At 63.2% G+C, this 16330-nt stretch carries 16 protein-coding genes and 1 pseudogene; 8 read left to right on the top strand and 9 right to left on the bottom strand.

Going from position 1 to position 16330, the window contains the following annotated elements; translation table 11 throughout:
* Nucleotides 1–75: 75 nt before the first annotated feature.
* Nucleotides 76–1191 (bottom strand): ATP-dependent DNA helicase, encoded by a 1116-nt coding sequence (locus tag LMTR21_RS32005; protein ID WP_065753340.1) that lies wholly within the window; start codon nt 1189–1191, stop codon nt 76–78.
* A gap of 188 nt (nt 1192–1379) precedes the next feature.
* Here LMTR21_RS32005 and LMTR21_RS32000 point away from each other — a divergent pair, with 188 nt between their 5' ends.
* A complete protein-coding gene (locus LMTR21_RS32000; protein WP_065753339.1) occupies nt 1380–2588 on the top strand; it encodes an LLM class flavin-dependent oxidoreductase in 1209 nt (402 codons plus the stop codon).
* A 51-nt stretch (nt 2589–2639) separates the two neighbouring features.
* On the opposite strand, the gene LMTR21_RS31995 is transcribed toward LMTR21_RS32000, so the two are convergent.
* A complete protein-coding gene (locus LMTR21_RS31995) occupies nt 2640–3551 on the bottom strand; it encodes an ABC transporter substrate-binding protein (protein WP_246175934.1) in 912 nt (303 codons plus the stop codon).
* A 601-nt stretch (nt 3552–4152) separates the two neighbouring features.
* On the opposite strand from LMTR21_RS31995, the gene LMTR21_RS31990 reads away from it, so the two are divergent.
* The 7 genes and pseudogenes from LMTR21_RS31990 to LMTR21_RS31960 all read left to right on the top strand — a co-directional run bounded on the left by LMTR21_RS31990 (nt 4153) and on the right by LMTR21_RS31960 (nt 9748).
* On the top strand, nt 4153–5103 hold the full coding sequence (locus LMTR21_RS31990) for a sulfonate ABC transporter substrate-binding protein (protein ID WP_065753337.1): 951 nt from the start codon (nt 4153–4155) through the stop codon (nt 5101–5103).
* Nucleotides 5104–5128: 25 nt separating this feature from the next.
* The gene (locus LMTR21_RS31985) at nt 5129–6082 is read left to right on the top strand and encodes a sulfonate ABC transporter substrate-binding protein (protein WP_065753336.1); all 954 of its coding nucleotides are present in this window, start codon (nt 5129–5131) and stop codon (nt 6080–6082) included.
* Nucleotides 6076–7245 carry an FMNH2-dependent alkanesulfonate monooxygenase gene (gene ssuD, locus LMTR21_RS31980; RefSeq protein ID WP_430642605.1) on the top strand — a complete coding sequence of 390 codons (1170 nt, stop codon included), beginning with the start codon at nt 6076–6078 and terminating at the stop codon, nt 7243–7245. Before LMTR21_RS31985 ends, ssuD begins: the two co-directional genes overlap by 7 nt.
* Nucleotides 7242–8048 (top strand): aliphatic sulfonate ABC transporter permease SsuC, encoded by an 807-nt coding sequence (gene ssuC / locus LMTR21_RS31975; RefSeq protein ID WP_065753334.1) that lies wholly within the window; start codon nt 7242–7244, stop codon nt 8046–8048. Before ssuD ends, ssuC begins: the two co-directional genes overlap by 4 nt.
* A 208-nt stretch (nt 8049–8256) precedes the next feature.
* A pseudogene (locus LMTR21_RS31970) lies at nt 8257–8901 on the top strand (ATP-binding cassette domain-containing protein); the annotation flags it as partial.
* 7 nt (nt 8902–8908) lie between these two features.
* On the top strand, nt 8909–9499 hold the full coding sequence (locus LMTR21_RS31965; RefSeq protein WP_065753333.1) for a flavin reductase family protein: 591 nt from the start codon (nt 8909–8911) through the stop codon (nt 9497–9499).
* Between the two features lie 69 nt (nt 9500–9568).
* The gene (locus LMTR21_RS31960) at nt 9569–9748 is read left to right on the top strand and encodes a hypothetical protein (protein ID WP_065753332.1); all 180 of its coding nucleotides are present in this window, start codon (nt 9569–9571) and stop codon (nt 9746–9748) included.
* Nucleotides 9749–9823: 75 nt separating this feature from the next.
* Here LMTR21_RS31960 and flbD read toward each other — a convergent pair whose 3' ends face one another.
* The 7 genes from flbD to LMTR21_RS31925 form a co-directional block, all read right to left on the bottom strand.
* Complete coding sequence (gene flbD / locus LMTR21_RS31955) at nt 9824–11203, bottom strand: sigma-54-dependent transcriptional regulator FlbD (RefSeq protein ID WP_065753331.1); 1380 nt, start codon at nt 11201–11203, stop codon at nt 9824–9826.
* A 53-nt stretch (nt 11204–11256) separates the two neighbouring features.
* The gene (gene fliN, locus LMTR21_RS31950) at nt 11257–11607 is read right to left on the bottom strand and encodes a flagellar motor switch protein FliN (protein ID WP_057836022.1); all 351 of its coding nucleotides are present in this window, start codon (nt 11605–11607) and stop codon (nt 11257–11259) included.
* A 19-nt stretch (nt 11608–11626) separates the two neighbouring features.
* A complete protein-coding gene (locus LMTR21_RS31945; RefSeq protein ID WP_065753330.1) occupies nt 11627–12253 on the bottom strand; it encodes a FliH/SctL family protein in 627 nt (208 codons plus the stop codon).
* A complete protein-coding gene (gene fliG, locus LMTR21_RS31940) occupies nt 12253–13338 on the bottom strand; it encodes a flagellar motor switch protein FliG (protein WP_065753329.1) in 1086 nt (361 codons plus the stop codon). The genes LMTR21_RS31945 and fliG overlap by 1 nt, the downstream gene beginning before the upstream one ends.
* Before the next feature lies 1 nt (nt 13339).
* On the bottom strand, nt 13340–14968 hold the full coding sequence (gene fliF / locus LMTR21_RS31935; RefSeq protein WP_065753578.1) for a flagellar basal-body MS-ring/collar protein FliF: 1629 nt from the start codon (nt 14966–14968) through the stop codon (nt 13340–13342).
* 189 nt (nt 14969–15157) lie between these two features.
* The gene (sciP, locus tag LMTR21_RS31930; protein ID WP_002714638.1) at nt 15158–15433 is read right to left on the bottom strand and encodes a CtrA inhibitor SciP; all 276 of its coding nucleotides are present in this window, start codon (nt 15431–15433) and stop codon (nt 15158–15160) included.
* Nucleotides 15434–15626: 193 nt separating this feature from the next.
* Nucleotides 15627–16325, bottom strand: a complete 699-nt coding sequence (locus LMTR21_RS31925; protein WP_065753328.1) for a flagellar hook assembly protein FlgD — start codon at nt 16323–16325, stop codon at nt 15627–15629.
* Nucleotides 16326–16330 lie beyond the last annotated feature (5 nt).

Below are 16330 nucleotides of genomic sequence, written 5' to 3'. Positions count from 1 at the left end.
CGACGAAGCAATCCATGCCTCCACAAGCGGGCTATGGATTGCTTCGCTTCGCTCGCAATGACGGAGGAGGCTCCGTCACACCACCACGCTCAGCCTTTTCGCCGCGCGCGTAATCCCCGTGTAGAGCCACCGTGCCCGGCTGTCCTGGAACGCAAAGCTCTCGTCGAACAGCACGACATCGTCCCATTGCGAGCCCTGCGACTTGTGCACCGTCAGCACATAGCCGTAGTCGAACTCGTCATAGGGCTTGCGCTGCTCCCACGGGATCGCCTCGATGCCGCCTTCGAAGCAATCCTGGCGCACCGAGACCTTGGTGACCTTGTGGCCGAACTCTTCGTCGGGCGAAAGCCGCATGCTCAATATCTGTGATTTCGCGCGCGGCTGGGTGCGCGATTTCACCCGCCACAGCCCGCCATTGAACAGACCCTTCTTGCGGTTGTTGCGCAGGCAGACCAGCTTGTCGCCCGCGACCGGCAGTGGATCCTCGATATGCTGCTTCTGGCGCACCCGCATGTTGTAGGCGCGGCGGGTGTTGTTGCGGCCGACCAGAACCTGATCGGCGCTCATCACGCGGTCCGGATCGAGCTCGCTGCGCGGCACCACCTCGCTCTCGCCATGGCGGCCGATTTCGAGCTCGCGGCCCTCGCGGATGTCCATCGACATCCGCACGATCGGGTCGTCCTGCGCCTGGCGATGCACTTCCGTCAGCATCGCGTCGGGCTCGCAATTGGTGAAGAAACCGCCGCCCTGGATCGGCGGCAACTGCGCGGGATCGCCGAGCACGAGCAGCGGGCAGTCGAACGACATCAGGTCGCGGCCGAGTTCGGCGTCGACCATCGAACATTCGTCGATCACGATCAGTTTTGCCTTCGAAGCTGGCGCGTCGTCCCACAATTCGAAGCTCGGCTGCTCGACGCCGGATTCCTTGGCGCGGTAGATCAGCGAGTGGATCGTGGAGGCGTTGTCGCAACCCTTGTTGCGCATCACCAGCGCCGCCTTGCCGGTGAAGGCCGCATACTTCACTCCGCCGTCGACGCCTTCGGCGATGTGGCGCGCCAGCGTGGTCTTGCCGGTGCCGGCATAGCCGAACAGGCGGAAGACAGGCGGCGTGCCGTTGCGGCCGGGCTTTGCCTTCAACCAGTCGGCAACGGCCTTCAGCGCGGAATCCTGATGCGGCGTGAACGTGCTCATGGGGTCCGGATGGAGCGAAGAGCGGGCGGAAGGCCGCGACTCAACATACGCGTAAGCTAACCATTCGCGCGTTCCATGCAAGACAACTTCCGTGGCGCGGAATTGCCATTTCTCTACCAAGGCTGGACTTGCGATTTGCGGAGAATACACTGTCTGAAAACAACAAAGCAGTCCTTGGGAGCGGCGTCATGAAATTCGGAATCTTCTACGAGCTGCAACTGCCGCGCCCCTGGCAGGAGGACGACGAGCTCCGGCTCTACCAGAATGCGCTGACACAGCTCGAGACCGCGGACCGGCTCGGTTATGACTACGCCTGGGTTGTGGAACATCATTTCCTCGAAGAATACTCGCATTCGCCCGCGCCGGAATCCTTCCTCGCCGCGGCCAGCCAGCGAACCAAGAACATCCGGCTCGGCCACGGCATTTTCCAGCTCACGACAAATCATCCCGCGCGCGTCGCCGAGCGCGTCGCAGTGCTCGATCTCCTCAGCAACGGCCGTTGCGAATTCGGGATGGGCGAGAGCGCCTCCATCACCGAACTGACGCCGTTCGGCCGCGACATGGAAACCAAGCGCGAGGTGTTCGAGGAGGCTGTTGCAGCGATCTTCCCGATGTTCACGAAAGTGGGCACCGAGCATCACGGCAAATATTTCGACATCCCCTTGCGCAACGTGGTGCCGAAACCGGTGCAAAAGCCGCATCCGCCGTTGTGGATGGCGTGCTCGCAACTTCCGACCATCGAACGCGCGGGCGAGAACGGCTTTGGCGCGCTCGGCTTCCAGTTCGTCAGCGCGGACGCGGCGCATGCCTGGGTACATGCCTATTACAACGCAATCACCAAGCGGCTGAAGAAGCTAGCCGACTACGAGATCAATCCGAACATGGCGCTGGTGTCGTTCTTCATGTGCGCCGAGACCGATGAGGAGGCACGCCGCCGCGCCGACGGCGCCACCTTCTTCCAGTTCGCGCTGCGCTATTACGGACAGTCGCAGAACCGCCAGCGCCCCGATCCCGGCACGGTCAACATGTGGGACGAGTACAACAAGTGGAAGCGGGACAACCCGGAAGCGCAGGAGGCGGCGCTACGTGGCGGCCTGATCGGATCGCCGCAGACGATCCGCAAAAAGCTGCGGCGCTTCCGCACCTCCCATATCGATCAGGTGATCCTGCTCAACCAGGCCGGCAAAAACACTCACGAGCATATCTGCGAGTCGCTTGAACTGTTCGCCAAGGAAGTGATGCCGGAATTCGAACACGATCCCGAACATGAGGCGTGGAAGAAGGGCGTGCTGAGCGGCGCGATCCAGCTCGAGGAGATCGACACCGAGGCATTCAGGGATCGCTACGGCAAGCTGGCGGTCAACGTTGCGCCGGCGGCGAAGGTGGCTGCGGGCTAGAGGTCCTGATGGAACGAGGCGACGCGATCACGCCGCCTCGCTCTGTCAGTGCTAGTTGGAATTTGCTGCCGCGGTGAAACTCCGATCCACGGCCTTGTTGATGTCGAGCTTCTTCGAGAGAATCCCGTAGCGCGTGGCGCGGTCGGATGCTTCCTGAACTTCCTTGATGTTTTCGTCGATCGCGATCGGGCTGGTGCGTTGCGCCTTGTAGGCGCTGAGCAGCACGTCTTCGGGCAGTTTCGTGAGCTCGGCAGTGTTCTTCGCATATTCGGGCAGATGATCGAGCGACCACAGCCGCGCCTTGTTGAGCCGTTGCACGAGATCCTGTACGGCCGCGCGCTTGGTAGCGATGGCGCTGTCTGATGCCACGATGAAGGTGACGGTGGGCGTGAGGCCTTCGCCGTTGGCAACGATCCGCGCATTGTCCTTCAGTGTCGCGTAAGACACGTAGGGCTCCCACACCGCCCATGCGTCGATCGAGCCCGCGACCAGCGCGATCTTCGCGTCCACCGGTCCGAGCGGCGCAAAGGTCGCGTCGTCGATCTTGTATCCGGCCTTCTCCAGCGTCGCATCGATCAGGAACTGGCCCCAGCCCCCACGCGTTCCGGCCAGCCGCTTGCCCTTGAGGTCGGCGATGGCTTTGATCGGCGAGTCCTGACGGACGAGGATCGCTTGCGTCCTGGCATCAGAGCGGGTACCGCCGATGGCCTTGATCGGCGCGCCGGCGGCATACACGGTCAGGAACGACAGGTCGCCAGTATAGCCGACATCGAGCGCGCCTGCGTTGAGCGCTTCGAGAATCGGCGCGGCGGCAGGAAATTCCGACCATTCGATCTTGTAGGGCAAATCCTTCGCGTAGCCTGAAATCTCCAGCAGCGATCGGTTGCCGCCCTTCTGGTCGCCGACGCGAAGCACGACCGTATCGGCCGCCAGCGCCGATGCTCCGATCGCTGCGCTGATCATCGCGACGAACAATGCTGTACCGAAGCTGCGAAGGCGTGCGCGAGCGCTCGATTCAAGTTTGGTTGCATTCATATTGTTGCTCTTTCCATGTCATCTGTCGTGTTGCTTGACGCAATCAGCGATGCACGAAGTGTACGAGCAACAGTGCTGCTTTCAATGAAATGGTTGACTGAAGATTCCGCTAGGCGTGCAATGAACGTCTCGGCTTTGGAGTTGCGGCGAATGTGGTCTGCTGAATGCCGCGCGAGGAAGAGTTCGCGCCAACAGAGTCGCAATTCGATGTCAGCGCGCTACGAATGTACCGTTCTACGCCGAGCTCAAATCGCAGATGAAATATTTCCAGGCGTTTACCAATCAATACTCATCGTTGTCTCGATCACGGCGCTGTGCGAACTGGAAGGCGTGTGACTAGAAGATGTGCATCGCCTGGCAACAAGGAAGATTGCATCACGCCACATCGTGATCCGGCAATAATCCTGTCGTCGCACGCCAACCGCGTAGTGCTGTCATTGCTATTTTTGCAGGGCACTCGACACTCGTTCGAAGCGTCATCATCATTCCAGTATCGCATCGCAGGAAGGCGATCGTTCAGGAGATTGTGATGAAGCGTCGTGAGTTCCTTAAAGTGTCGCTTGGTGCAACGGCGGCTGCATCGCTGTCGTCCGCGGCGCGTGCGCAAGCGCCTCTCAAGGAAATCCGGATCGGCTACCAGAAGACCGGCGTGCTGGTGATCGCGCGGCAGCAGGCCGTGCTCGAAAAGCGGTTTGCTGGCAAGCAGATCGGGATCAGGTGGATCGAGTTCACCTCGGGGCCGCCTCTGCTCGAAGCCATGAGCACCGGCAGCGTCGATCTCGGCGCGGTCGGCGATACGCCGCCGATCTTCGCGCAGGCTGCGAACGCCAATGTCGTTTATGTCGCGGGATCGCAGATTACTAACGGGCAGGGCATTCTGGTCCCCGCCAATTCCAGCATTCGCAGCATTGCCGATCTGAAGGGTAAGCGTATCGGATTTACCAAGGGCAGCAGTGCGCACAACGTGATGATCGCCACGCTGGAGAAAGCCGGGCTGACCTATGACGACATCACGCCGGTCTATCTGACGCCGCCCGACGCGGGGCCGGCATTCGCCAATGGCAGCATCGAGGCGTGGGCCGTGTGGGATCCGTATTTTGCGATCGGCGAGAAGCGCCAGAGCGGCCGGATCCTCGTCAACGCCCACGAAGTCGCCAAGACCAATTCGTTCTATCTGGCCAATCGCGATTTCGCGAACACCCACGTTTGGGAAACCCGCGAGGTGATCGACGGACTGGCGGAGGCCGCGCGTTGGGCCGAGGCTAATCGTGCCGACGTCGCCAGCGCGCTCGCGGCGATCACCGGCGTGCCGCTGGAGGTCCAGACAGTCGCCGCCAATCGCGCCTCTTTCCTGATCGGCCCCGTGACCGACGAAATCGTCACGACGCAGCAGGCGGTGGCCGATCGCTTTCATAAGCTCGGCCTGATCCCGAAGCCGATCGCCGTGCGCGACATCGTCTGGCGCCATACCCAGAGCTGAAATTTCAAACAAGGGGACTTAACTCATGAGGCGTTTCATTCAACGCTGGATCGCCAGCGCCGTGCTGTCGATCAGCATGGTTGCGGCTACCGTCGGCGCTTCCTACGGCCAGGAAAGGGTGGTCCGCATCGGCTTCCAGAAATACGGCAAGCTGGTGCTGCTCAAGAGCAAGGGCACGCTGGAGGAGAAGCTGAAGTCCGCCGGCTACAAGGTGGTGTGGACGGAGTTTCCATCCGGTCCGCCGCTGCTCGAGGCGCTCAATGTCGGCGCGATCGATTTCGGCAACACCGGCGAAGCACCGCCGATCTTCGCGCAGGCCGCGGGCGCGCCGATCCAGTACGTCGCCTATGAGCCGCCGGCGCCGAAAGGCGAGGCCATCCTGGTGCCGAAGAATAGCAAGCTCAATTCCGTTGCCGACCTGAAAGGCAAGAAGGTCGCGCTGAACAAGGGCTCCAATGTTCACTATCTGCTGGTGAAGGCGCTGGAGAAGGCCGGCGTCAAATATTCCGAGATCGAGCCGGTGTTTCTGGCGCCGGCCGACGCCCGCGCGGCGTTCGAGCGTGGCGCGGTCGATGCCTGGGTGATCTGGGACCCGTTCCAGGCTGCCGCCGAAGCGGCCACCGGCGCGCGTACGCTTGCCGACGGCACCGGCATCGTCTCGAACTATCAGTTCTATTTCTCCTCGAAGAAGTTTTTGGAGAGCGACCCCAGGATCGTCGATGTGGTGCTGGCGCAGCTCAGCGAAGTCGACGACTGGGCCAAGGGCGATAGCCACGCCGTCGCCGAGCAGCTTGCGCCGGCGATCGGGCTTTCGGTCCCTGTCGTCGAGGTCGCGCTGAAGCGGCAGTCCTACGGCATCAAGCCGATCACCGACAGCGTGGTCGCCGATCAGCAACAGGTCGCCGACACGTTCTTCGCGCTCGGGCTGATCCCGAAACAAATCAAGATTTCTGACGTGGCCCGGAGGTCCGGATCGTGAGCACGCAACAAAGCGCCAACATTCTCTGGTTTCTGCCGACCCATGGTGACGGCCGTTATCTCGGCACCACCACCGGCGGACGCGAGGTGAACTTCAATTATTTGCGCCAGATCGCGCAGGCTGCCGACCAGCTCGGCTATTTTGGCGTCCTGCTGCCGACGGGGAGAAGCTGCGAGGACTCCTGGGTGGTTGCTTCGGCGGTCGCGCCGTGGACAGAGCAGCTGCGTTATCTCGTGGCGGTGCGGCCGGGCCTGCAGTCGCCCAGCGTCGCGGCGCGCATGACCGCAACGCTCGACCGGGTCTCTAACGGACGGTTGCTGATCAACGTCGTCACCGGCGGCGATCCCATTGAGAACAAGGGCGACGGCATTTTCCTGTCCCACGACGAGCGCTACGCGGTCACGCGCAAGTTCCTCAACGTCTATAGCGACCTGCTGGCGGGCAAGACCGTCAATGTCGAAGGCAAGCACATCCGCATCGAGGACGGACGCCTGCTGTTCCAGCCGGTGCAGTCGCCGCGGCCGCCGCTCTATTTCGGCGGATCGTCGGATGCCGGCATCGACGTCGCAGTCGATACCGTCGACAAGTACTTGACCTGGGGCGAGCCGCCGGCGCAGGTCGCCGAAAAGGTCAATCGCGTGAAGGCCGCCGCTGCCGCGCGCGGGCGAAAGCTCTCGTTCGGCATTCGCCTGCATGTGATCGTGCGCGAGACCAATGCGGAAGCGTGGAAGGCGGCCGATGAACTGATCCAGCACGTCACCGACGAGACGATCACCTCGGCGCAAAAAATCTTCTCGCGGATGGATTCGGTCGGCCAGCAGCGCATGGCGCAGCTTCATGGCGGCCGCCGCGACAAGCTCGAGATCAGCCCGAACCTGTGGGCCGGCGTCGGTCTGGTGCGCGGCGGCGCGGGCACCGCGCTGGTCGGCGATCCCCAGACGGTCGCCGCGCGGATCAGGGAGTATCAGGATGTCGGCATCGATACCTTCATCATGTCGGGGTACCCGCATCTGGAGGAAGCCTATCGCTTTGCGGAGCTGGTGTTCCCGCTGCTCTCGCTGGCGCAGCCTAACAACGTCACGCCGCTCCGCCTCAACACCGGGCCGTTCGGCGAAACCATCGGCAATGAATACCGGCCGCAGAAACAGGCATCGCAATCATGAGTCTCATCGATAGTCTTCCGCGCGTTGGCGCGCCCAAATTGCCGCGCGTCGACGGCTTGATCCCGTGGATCGTGCCGCTGGCCATCATCCTGATCTGGCAGGCCGCCTGCGTCACCGGCTTTGTCTCGGCGCGGGTACTGCCGGCGCCGAGCGACGTCGCGCTGGCAGGGTGGAAGCTCCTGCTGTCCGGCGAGCTTGCGCGCAACATCTGGGTCAGCTTCTGGCGCGCCAGTGTCGGCTTCCTGATCGGCGGCAGCATCGGCTTCTCCTTCGGCCTCGCCAACGGCCTGTCGCAAACCTCCAGCAAGCTGACCGACACGACGCTGCAGATGGTGCGCAACATCCCGCATCTGGCGCTGATTCCGCTGGTGATCCTGTGGTTCGGCATCGACGAATCCGCCAAGCTGTTTCTGGTCGCACTCGGCGTTTTCTTCCCGATCTATCTCAACACGCTGCACGGCATCCGTACCGTCGATCCGCAACTGATCGAGATGGGACGGATCTACGGCATGAGCGACGGCGAGCTGTTCCGCCGGGTGATTTTCCCGGGCGCGCTGCCGTCGATCTTCGTCGGCCTGCGCTTCGCGCTTGGCATCATGTGGCTGACCCTGATCGTGGCGGAGACCATCGCGGCTTCCTCCGGCCTCGGTTACATGGCGATGCAGGCACGCGAGTTCATGCTGATCGACGTCGTGGTGCTCTCCATCCTGATCTACGCATTGCTCGGAAAACTCGCCGACAGCGCCTCGCGCGCGCTCGAACGGCTGACGCTGTCCTGGCACCCGGCCTTCCAGAAACATTGAGGATATGATGCTAGAAGCCCTTCACTTGCTCTCTCCCGGCGCCGAGCCGGTCGACCGTGCCGACTTCGTCGAGCAGGCCCGCCAGCTCCGGCGCGGTTCGGACGGCTCCTCACGTGGGCTGGCGCTGACCATCCGCGGTCTTCGCAAATCCTTCGGCGACAACGAGGTCCTGCGCGGCATCGATCTGCACATTCCGGCGGGCCAGTTCGTCGCCATCGTCGGCCGCAGCGGCTGCGGCAAGAGCACGCTGCTGCGGCTGATCGCCGGCCTCGAAACCATTACGGCTGGCAGCATCGGCTTCAGCGAGGAGACGCGCCCCGAGGACGTGCGTGTCATGTTCCAGGAGCCGCGCCTGCTGCCCTGGGCCCGCGTGCTGTCGAATGTCGAAGTCGGACTGGGACACGAGCGCCATCTGCCGGATGCGCAGGCGCGGGCGGAAAGCGCACTCGTCGAGGTCGGTCTTGACGAAAAGCGTGAGCAGTGGCCGGCGGTGCTGTCCGGCGGGCAGAAACAGCGTGTGGCACTGGCCCGCGCACTGGTCAGCCAGCCGCGCGTGCTGGCCTTCGACGAGCCGCTGGGTGCGCTGGACGCGTTGACGCGCATCTCGATGCAGCGGTTGCTGGAGCGGGTCTGGCACGATCAGGGTTTTACGGCGATCCTGGTGACGCATGACGTGTCGGAAGCGGTCGCGCTGGCTGACCGCGTGCTGGTCATCGAGGATGGCGGTATCGCGCACGATATCGAGGTCGATATCCCGCGTCCGAGGCGGCGCGGCTCGGCGCAGCTTGCCGAGTTGGAAGGCTCGATCCTGAAGAACCTGCTGCAGGGCACCGAAGACACGTCCGACCTGTGAGGCGACCATGAACTCTCTCGTCCGCAATGTTTCGATCGACCGCGAAGTCTCTTCGGGTGAGTTTCGCAATGCCATGCGTCGCTTGACCGGCGGCGTCAGCGTCATCACGGCCGGGCGGGGCAGGGACATTTCGGGGATGACGGTCACCTCGGTGTCGTCGCTATCGGTCGATCCGCCCGCCTTGGTCGTCAGCATCAACCGCGAAGCGTCGTCCTGGCCGCTGGTGAAGCGCTATGGCTTCTTCGGCGTCAATATCCTGACGTCGGAGCAAACAGATATCGCCGAACGATTTACCGGCAAGAGCGGACTGAAGGGCGCAGATCGCTTTGCCGGAGTCGAGTGGATCACGCGCGTCTCCGGCGTGCCTTTGCTGGCAGGCGCGCTCGCGGCGATCGACTGTGAAGTCGAGGATATCGTTGAGCGGCATTCCCACGCGATCGTCATCGGCCGCGTGCTGGATGTGACGGTCTCGCCGCGCACGGCCGCGTTGGCCTATTGGCAGGGCCAGTATGTCGCGATCGATCGGGACGAGGACGCGCTCCGCCTGGCGGAAGTCAGCGTGCCCAAGCCGCACGCCACGCGAAAGATCGGACGATAGGCGCTGAAGTTCCGCGTTTGGCCGCCCGGCGGGCTGGCCATTTGCAGCTTGGCGTTCTAGATATCCGCTATGAAGCGGATCGGAGTTTGGGCATTTTACGCCGTGGGTGCGATAGCGATCGCCTATCTCGCGCTATATGCCTACGCCGTCTTCACCGGGCGCGACCTGCAGCCCGGCGATCCCATTCATATTTTCCGCAAGCCGGATGCGCCGAGCTATTCGGCTGCTTCAACGTCATTGCGAGCGTAGCGAAGCAATCCATCGTTCGGCATAACGGATGGATTGCTTCGTCGCTTCGCTCCTCGCAATGACGGCGCGAGCGTTCTACCCCGCCGCCATAAACCGCTGACTGTCACCGGATCCCGCCGGCGTGATCGGGATGCCGCCGTCGGCATATTCGTTCAGCTTGTTGCGCAGCGTGCGGATCGAGATGCCGAGGATGTTGGCGGCATGGGTCCGGTTGCCGAGGCAGTGTTTCAGCGTCTCCAGGATCAGATCGCGCTCGACGTCGGCGACGGTGCGGCCGACAAGGGCTCGGGTGACCTGTTCGGCAGCAAGGGTAGCGTGCGCGACCGCGGGCGCGGTCTTGGCGAGGTCGAGGCGGTCGCCATCGGGCGTAACGATCGCATCGGGACCGATCTCGTCGCCCTGCGCCATCAGTACCGAGCGATGGATGGTGTTCTCCAGTTCGCGGACGTTGCCTTGCCAGCGGTTCGAGGTCAGCACCCGCCGCGCATCGGCGGAGATCGGGCGCAGCGGCACGCCGTTGGCGTCGGCATATTTCTTGGCAAAATGCTGCGCCAGTTCCAGGATGTCGGCCGGGCGGTCGCGCAAAGGAGGGATCTTAAGGTTGACGACGTTGAGGCGGAACAGCAGATCTTCGCGGAAGGTGCCCTCGCGCACCGCTTCGGAGAGGTTGCGGTTCGAGGTCGCGATGATGCGGATATCGACCGGCACCGGCTTGGTGCCGCCGACGCGGTCGATCACGCGCTCCTGGATCGCGCGCAGCAGTTTGGATTGCAGGCGGACGTCCATCTCGGAGATTTCGTCGAGCAGCAGCGTGCCGCCGCTAGCCTCTTCGAACTTGCCGATGCGGCGGGCAACCGCACCGGTGAAGGCGCCCTTTTCGTGGCCGAACAGTTCGGATTCCAGCAGGTGTTCGGGGATCGCGGCGCAATTGATCGAGATGAAGGGACGCTTGGCGCGGTTCGAGCGGGAGTGGACATAGCGCGCCAGCACTTCCTTGCCGGTGCCGGATTCGCCAGTGATCATCACGGAAGCATCCGAGCCCGCGATCTGCTGCGCCAGCTTGATCACCTTGCCCATGGCTTCGTCGCGATAGACCAGATCGCGTGAATCATTGGCGACCGCGGCGAGCACGGCGGCGATCAGTTCGGGATCGGGCGGCAGCGGGATATATTCTTTCGCGCCGGCGTGGATCGCGGCGACCGCGGCGCGGGCGTCGTTGGAAATGCCGCAGGCCACGATCGGCACGTGGATGTGCTCGGCTTCCAGCCGCATCACGAGGTCGCGGATGTCGAGGGCGACGTCGACCAGCAGCAGGTCGGCACCCTTGCCGCCGCGCAGCACCGCCATCGCCTGTTCGGTCGCTTCGGCATGGGTCACGGAAGCCCCGTTCTCCATCGCGATCTTGGTGGCGGTCGTGAGCTGGCCCTTCAATGTGCCAACGATGAGAAGCCGCATATCTGTCTCCTGTCCGTCTGTTCGCGCCTTCGGAGCGCGTATCGCCAAAATTGTTAGCTGCGTTCGGCCTTGATGATTTCCGTCATGGTCACGCCGAGCTTGTCTTCCACCAGCACGACTTCGCCACGCGCCACCAGGCGGTTGTTGACGTAGATGTCGATGGCTTCGCCGACGCGGCGGTCGAGTTCGAGCACGGTGCCGGGGCCGAGCTTCAACAGCTCGCCGACATCCATCTTGGAGCGGCCGAGCACGGCCGAGACCTGCACCGGCACGTCGAACACGGCCTCGAGGTCGGCTGCGATGCGCGACGCATTTTCGTCCTCGTTGTAGGCGAGGTCGTCGACCGGCGGCGCGTCCGCGGCGTTGAGGTCGGGTAGCGGTACCTGTGCGTCGGTGTCACTCATGATTCAGTCCTCATCGCCTTCACGTTCCGGCCTGATCGCGGGACGCCAGATAGCGCCCGACGAGTTCGCTGATCTTCGCTTCGATGGTCGCGCGCTCCAGCACCACGCCGCCGTCGGCCCATTCGATCCGGCAGTCGCCGGTGGCGATGCTGGGCTCGGCCAGGATCACCAGCCGGCCTTCGAAGCCGCTTTGGGATGCCTGCCGCTCGATCTTCTCGCGGGCGGCCTCGTAAAGCTGGTCGCTGATGCGAACGACGAGATGCGGGGTCGCAACCAGATGCGAGAAACAGTCGCTGACCAGCGCCATGATTTCGCCGAGCGGTTCGCGGGCGACCAGTTCGCTGCACAGCTTGCGCGCCACTGCGACCGCGACATCGACGGCCTCGGTTTCCATCCTGGCCTCGATGCCGGAGAAGCGCGTGGCAATGCCCCTGATGGCGATCCCGATCTCTTCCAGCGCCAGCGCCGAGCGCCGGTCGCTCTCCACTTTGGCCTCGTGCTGGGCCGCCTCGTAGCCGGCGCGGTAGGCACGCGCCTCGGCCTCGGCAACTTTCTGGGCGATTTCGGCAGCGGTAGCGGCACGTTCGCGCGTCCGGTCGGGCGCTGCGAAATCGGTGTCGAACAGAAATTTTGCGGGCGCGGCCATCAGTACACCAACTCGTCGTCGGCACGGTTCTTGGTCAGGGTGATCTCGCCCCTGGCGGCCATGTCCTTGGCGAGGTTGACGAGCAGCGCCTGCGCCTCGTCGACGTCGCGCAGCCGCACCGGTCCCATCGCGGCCATGTCGTCCATCAGCATCTTGCCGGCGCGCGAGGACATGTTGCCGAGGAAGAAGGCGCGCACCTCCTCGTTGGCGCTCTTCAGCGCGATGCCGAGCTTGTCCTTGTCGACGTTGCGCATCAGCGTCTGGGCCGAGGCGGAGTCGAGCTTGATCAGGTCGTCGAAGGTGAACATCAGCGCCTTGATGCGCTCGGCGGATTCGCGGTTTTCCTCTTCCAGCGAGGTGATGAAGCGGGTCTCGGTCTGGCGGTCGAAATTGTTGAAGATTTCAGCCATCACCTCATGCGCGTCGCGGCGGCGGGTCTGCGACAGGTTGGACATGAATTCGGTGCGCAGCGTCTGCTCGACGCGCTCGATGACTTCCTTTTGCACCGCCTCCATCTTCAGCATGCGGCCGACCACGTCGAGCGCGAGGTCCTCGGGCAGGATCGCCAGCACGCGCGCGGCGTGCTCCGGCTTCAGCTTCGACAGCACCACCGCAATGGTCTGCGGGTATTCGTTCTTGAGGTAGTTGGCGAGCACCTCTTCCTGCACGTTGGAGAGCTTCTCCCACATGTTGCGGCCGGCGGGGCCGCGAATTTCGTCCATGATGCCGCTGACCCGTTCGCTCGGCAGGTATTGCTGCAACAGCCGTTCGGTGGCGTCGAAAGTGCCCATCAGCGCGCCGGACGCCGACATCCGCGACACGAATTCGAGCAGCAGGTCTTCCACCACGTCGGCCTCGACGGTGCCGAGCGTCGACATGTGGATCGAAAGCTCGCGCACCTCGTCGTCGTCGAGCAGCGACCACACCTTGCCGCCATACTGCTCGCCCAGCGCCAGCATCAGGATAGCGGCGCGCTTTGGGCCGCTCAGCGGCTGGCCCTTGGGCCGGTTGCTCTGACGGCTCGCCAGCGCCGAGATGACGGTGGTGATGTCGTTTGCGTTTGAGGTTTGCGGTACTGCGGCCATGTCAGCTCTCGGCGGGTTCGCTCAGCCATTGGCGAACGATGGAAGCGGTTTCGTTCGGATTGCGTTCGGCCAGTTCGCCGACCCGGTGCACGGCCTGGGCGTGGACCTGGCCCTGGACCTGGGCGACGTCGATCAGCTGGGCGGTGCCGCTGGTGCCGGCAATCAGGGCCTGATTGGGCCCGAGCTCTCCGTTCGGCCCGTTGCCTTCGATCAGGGCGGGCGTCGGTTCGGCGAGGGCCGGGATGACTTCGGCAGCGAGGATGCGCTTGACCAGCGGGCGGATCACCAGAAACAGCACCACGAGGCCGAGCAGCATCATGACGCCGAGCTCGATGACGTACATGACGTCATCCTTGGTGAACTGCAGCATGCCGAGCAGGCCGGTGGGCTCGACAACCGGCGGAACGGTGGGAGCTTCGGCAAAGCGGAGGTTAACGACCTCGACCTGGTCGCCGCGCTTCTGGTCGAAGCCGATCGCCGAACGCACCAGGGTGGCGATACGGTCGAGCTGCTCCTTGCTGCGGTCCTGATAGACCATCTCGCCTTTTTCGTTCTTGGTGTAGGCGCCATCGACCAGCACCGCTACCGAGATCCGGTTGACCCGTCCGGCTTCGGTGACCTCGGTCTTGGTGGTGCGGGAAATCTCGTAATTGTTGGTCTCTTCGCTCTTCTTGCTCTGGTCGCGGGCGGTAGCCGCGCCGCTGTTGGCCTGGTTGCCGGGCAATTCGTTGTTGACGGTCACCTGGCCGCCATCGCCGGCGCTGGCGGAAGATTCCTCGCGGGTCTGGGTGGAGCGCAGCACGCGGCCCTCGGGATCGAACTTGTCCGAGGTCTGGGTGACCTTGTTGTAGTCGAAATCGGCGGTGAGCTGGACGCGGGCGCGGCCCTGGCCGACCACCGAGGAGACGATCGCCTCGACTTCGTTGCGCATGCGCTTCTCGAAGGCGGTGCGGCGCTCGTCACCGACGGCGATGTCGGGATCCTTGGTGGCGCCATCGGCCAGCAGCCGGCCGCCTTCGTCGACGATCGAGACCCGCTGCGGCTTCAATCCGTTGACGGCGGAGGCGACGACATGGCGGATGGCGCGGATCTGCTGGGGTTCGAGGCTGCCGCGCACGCGCACCACGATCGAGGCCGACGGCTCCGGCGCCTCGCGCGCGAACAACGGCCGTTCCGGCAGCACCAGATGGACGCGGGCGGCCTGGATGCGGTCGATGGCGCGGATGGTGCGGGCGAGTTCACCCTCCAGCGCGCGCAGATGATTGATGTTCTGGACGAAGCTCGTGGTGCCGAGCGCGTCGGACTTGTCGAATATCTCGTAGCCGACGCCGCCGCCCTTGGGCAGGTTGGCTTCGGCGAGCTTCATCCGCAGGCGCGTGACCTTGTCCTTCGGCACCATGATGACCGCGCCTTCATTGCGCAGCTCGAAGGGAATCGCCTGACGTTCCAGATCCTTGATGATGCTGGAGGAATCTTCAAAGGAGAGGTCGGTGAACAGGGTGGTCATCTGCGGCGTCGTGACGCGCATGATGACGAACGCGAAGAAGCCGATCAGCGCGGTCGTGACCGCAACCATGGCCATCAGCCGTGCCGCGCCCAGGCCCTTCAAGAAAGCAACGAGACTTTGCACCAACTGCCCCCAGGGATTCGGCCCCAGGGACCGACTGGGCAATTATTGCCTAGGGGATGGTTTCCATATGGTTAACGTCAGTTAAGCCGCCGCTAATAGTTCCGGCATGAAAAAAACCGGCTTCGCAAAACAAAAACCGGCTTCGCAAAACGAAGCCGGTTTTCATCAAATCTTTTGGTTCAGGAGAGCTTACTGGCGATATTGCTGGATTCGGGTTGTCCGCAAGCCAGCCAGACCATGCTGGTCGATGGAAAACTGCCAGGAAAGGAATTCGTCGACCGTCAGGGTATAGCGGCTACAGGCCTCTTCGAGGGAAAGCAGGCCACCGCGGACCGCGGCAACGACTTCAGCCTTGCGGCGGATCACCCACCGTTTGGTTCCGGGCGCTGGCAGGTCAGCAATTGTTAACGGACTGCCGTCAGGCCCGATGACGTATTTTACCCTCGGGCGATGGGGTTCTGTCATGGCGTACTCACAAACTCTCAACCACTGAACTCACGGTAGTAAATCTACGCCCTTCGGCTTAAAATTTGCCTAAGCATACGGCTCCAATACGAATCTCCTTGAAAATGAACGAAAATGGCTGCGACCCGGGCCTCCGGGAGCGCAATTGCGTTCACTCGGAGGCTGCCGGGCCGGGAAGGCCGGGTGCGGGGGGCTAGCTGGTGGAGGTGCTCGGGCGGACCACCCGCTTGACCTTGTCGGTGGTGTAGCTTTGGCCGCCAATCGACAGCAGGGGCGGAGACGCGCTGAGATCGACTGAATCGACGATGCCCTGGACTTCGGTGGAAATCGCCACGTTGTTGCCCGAACCGTCCGTGCCGGTTGCCGTCATGGTGTAGGTGCCGGCCGGCCACTGCACGCCGTCATTGCCCTTGCCATCCCAGACGAAACTGTTGCCGCCCTTCTTCAGCGCAAAGTTGCCAGTATAGGCCGTCTGGCCCGTCGAGTTCGTGATCGTGATCTTGGCGGTCGTGTCTTTGTCGCTCTGGAAATTCCAGGTCGCCGATTTGTCGAACGCCGCCTTGCTGCCATCGACGGAAACGGTATTGCCGACATAAATCAGCGCGTTCGTCGCCTGCATGCTCTTTTCGATCTCAACCAGCGACTTCAACTGTTCGTTCGACTTGAGCTGCTGCTCGATGCCGGCAAACTGCACGAGTTGCTGGGTGAACTGGTTGGTGTCGAGCGGATCCATCGGGTTCTGATGCTGAAGCTGCGTGGTCAGCAGCGTCAGGAAGGTCTGGAAATTATCCGCGATCCCGGTCGTCGCCGTCGACGCGGTGTTGTTGCTCGTTGCCGTGCCGGTCCCGGGCGCCGAGACAACCGTCGTCGGCATGGTTGCATCAATTGCCATGGCGA

This window comes from Bradyrhizobium paxllaeri (assembly GCF_001693515.2).
Taxonomy (GTDB): Bacteria; Pseudomonadota; Alphaproteobacteria; order Rhizobiales; family Xanthobacteraceae; genus Bradyrhizobium; species Bradyrhizobium paxllaeri.
Note: the sequence above shows the minus strand (reverse complement) of the source record. Positions and strands in the feature narration are given on the sequence as shown.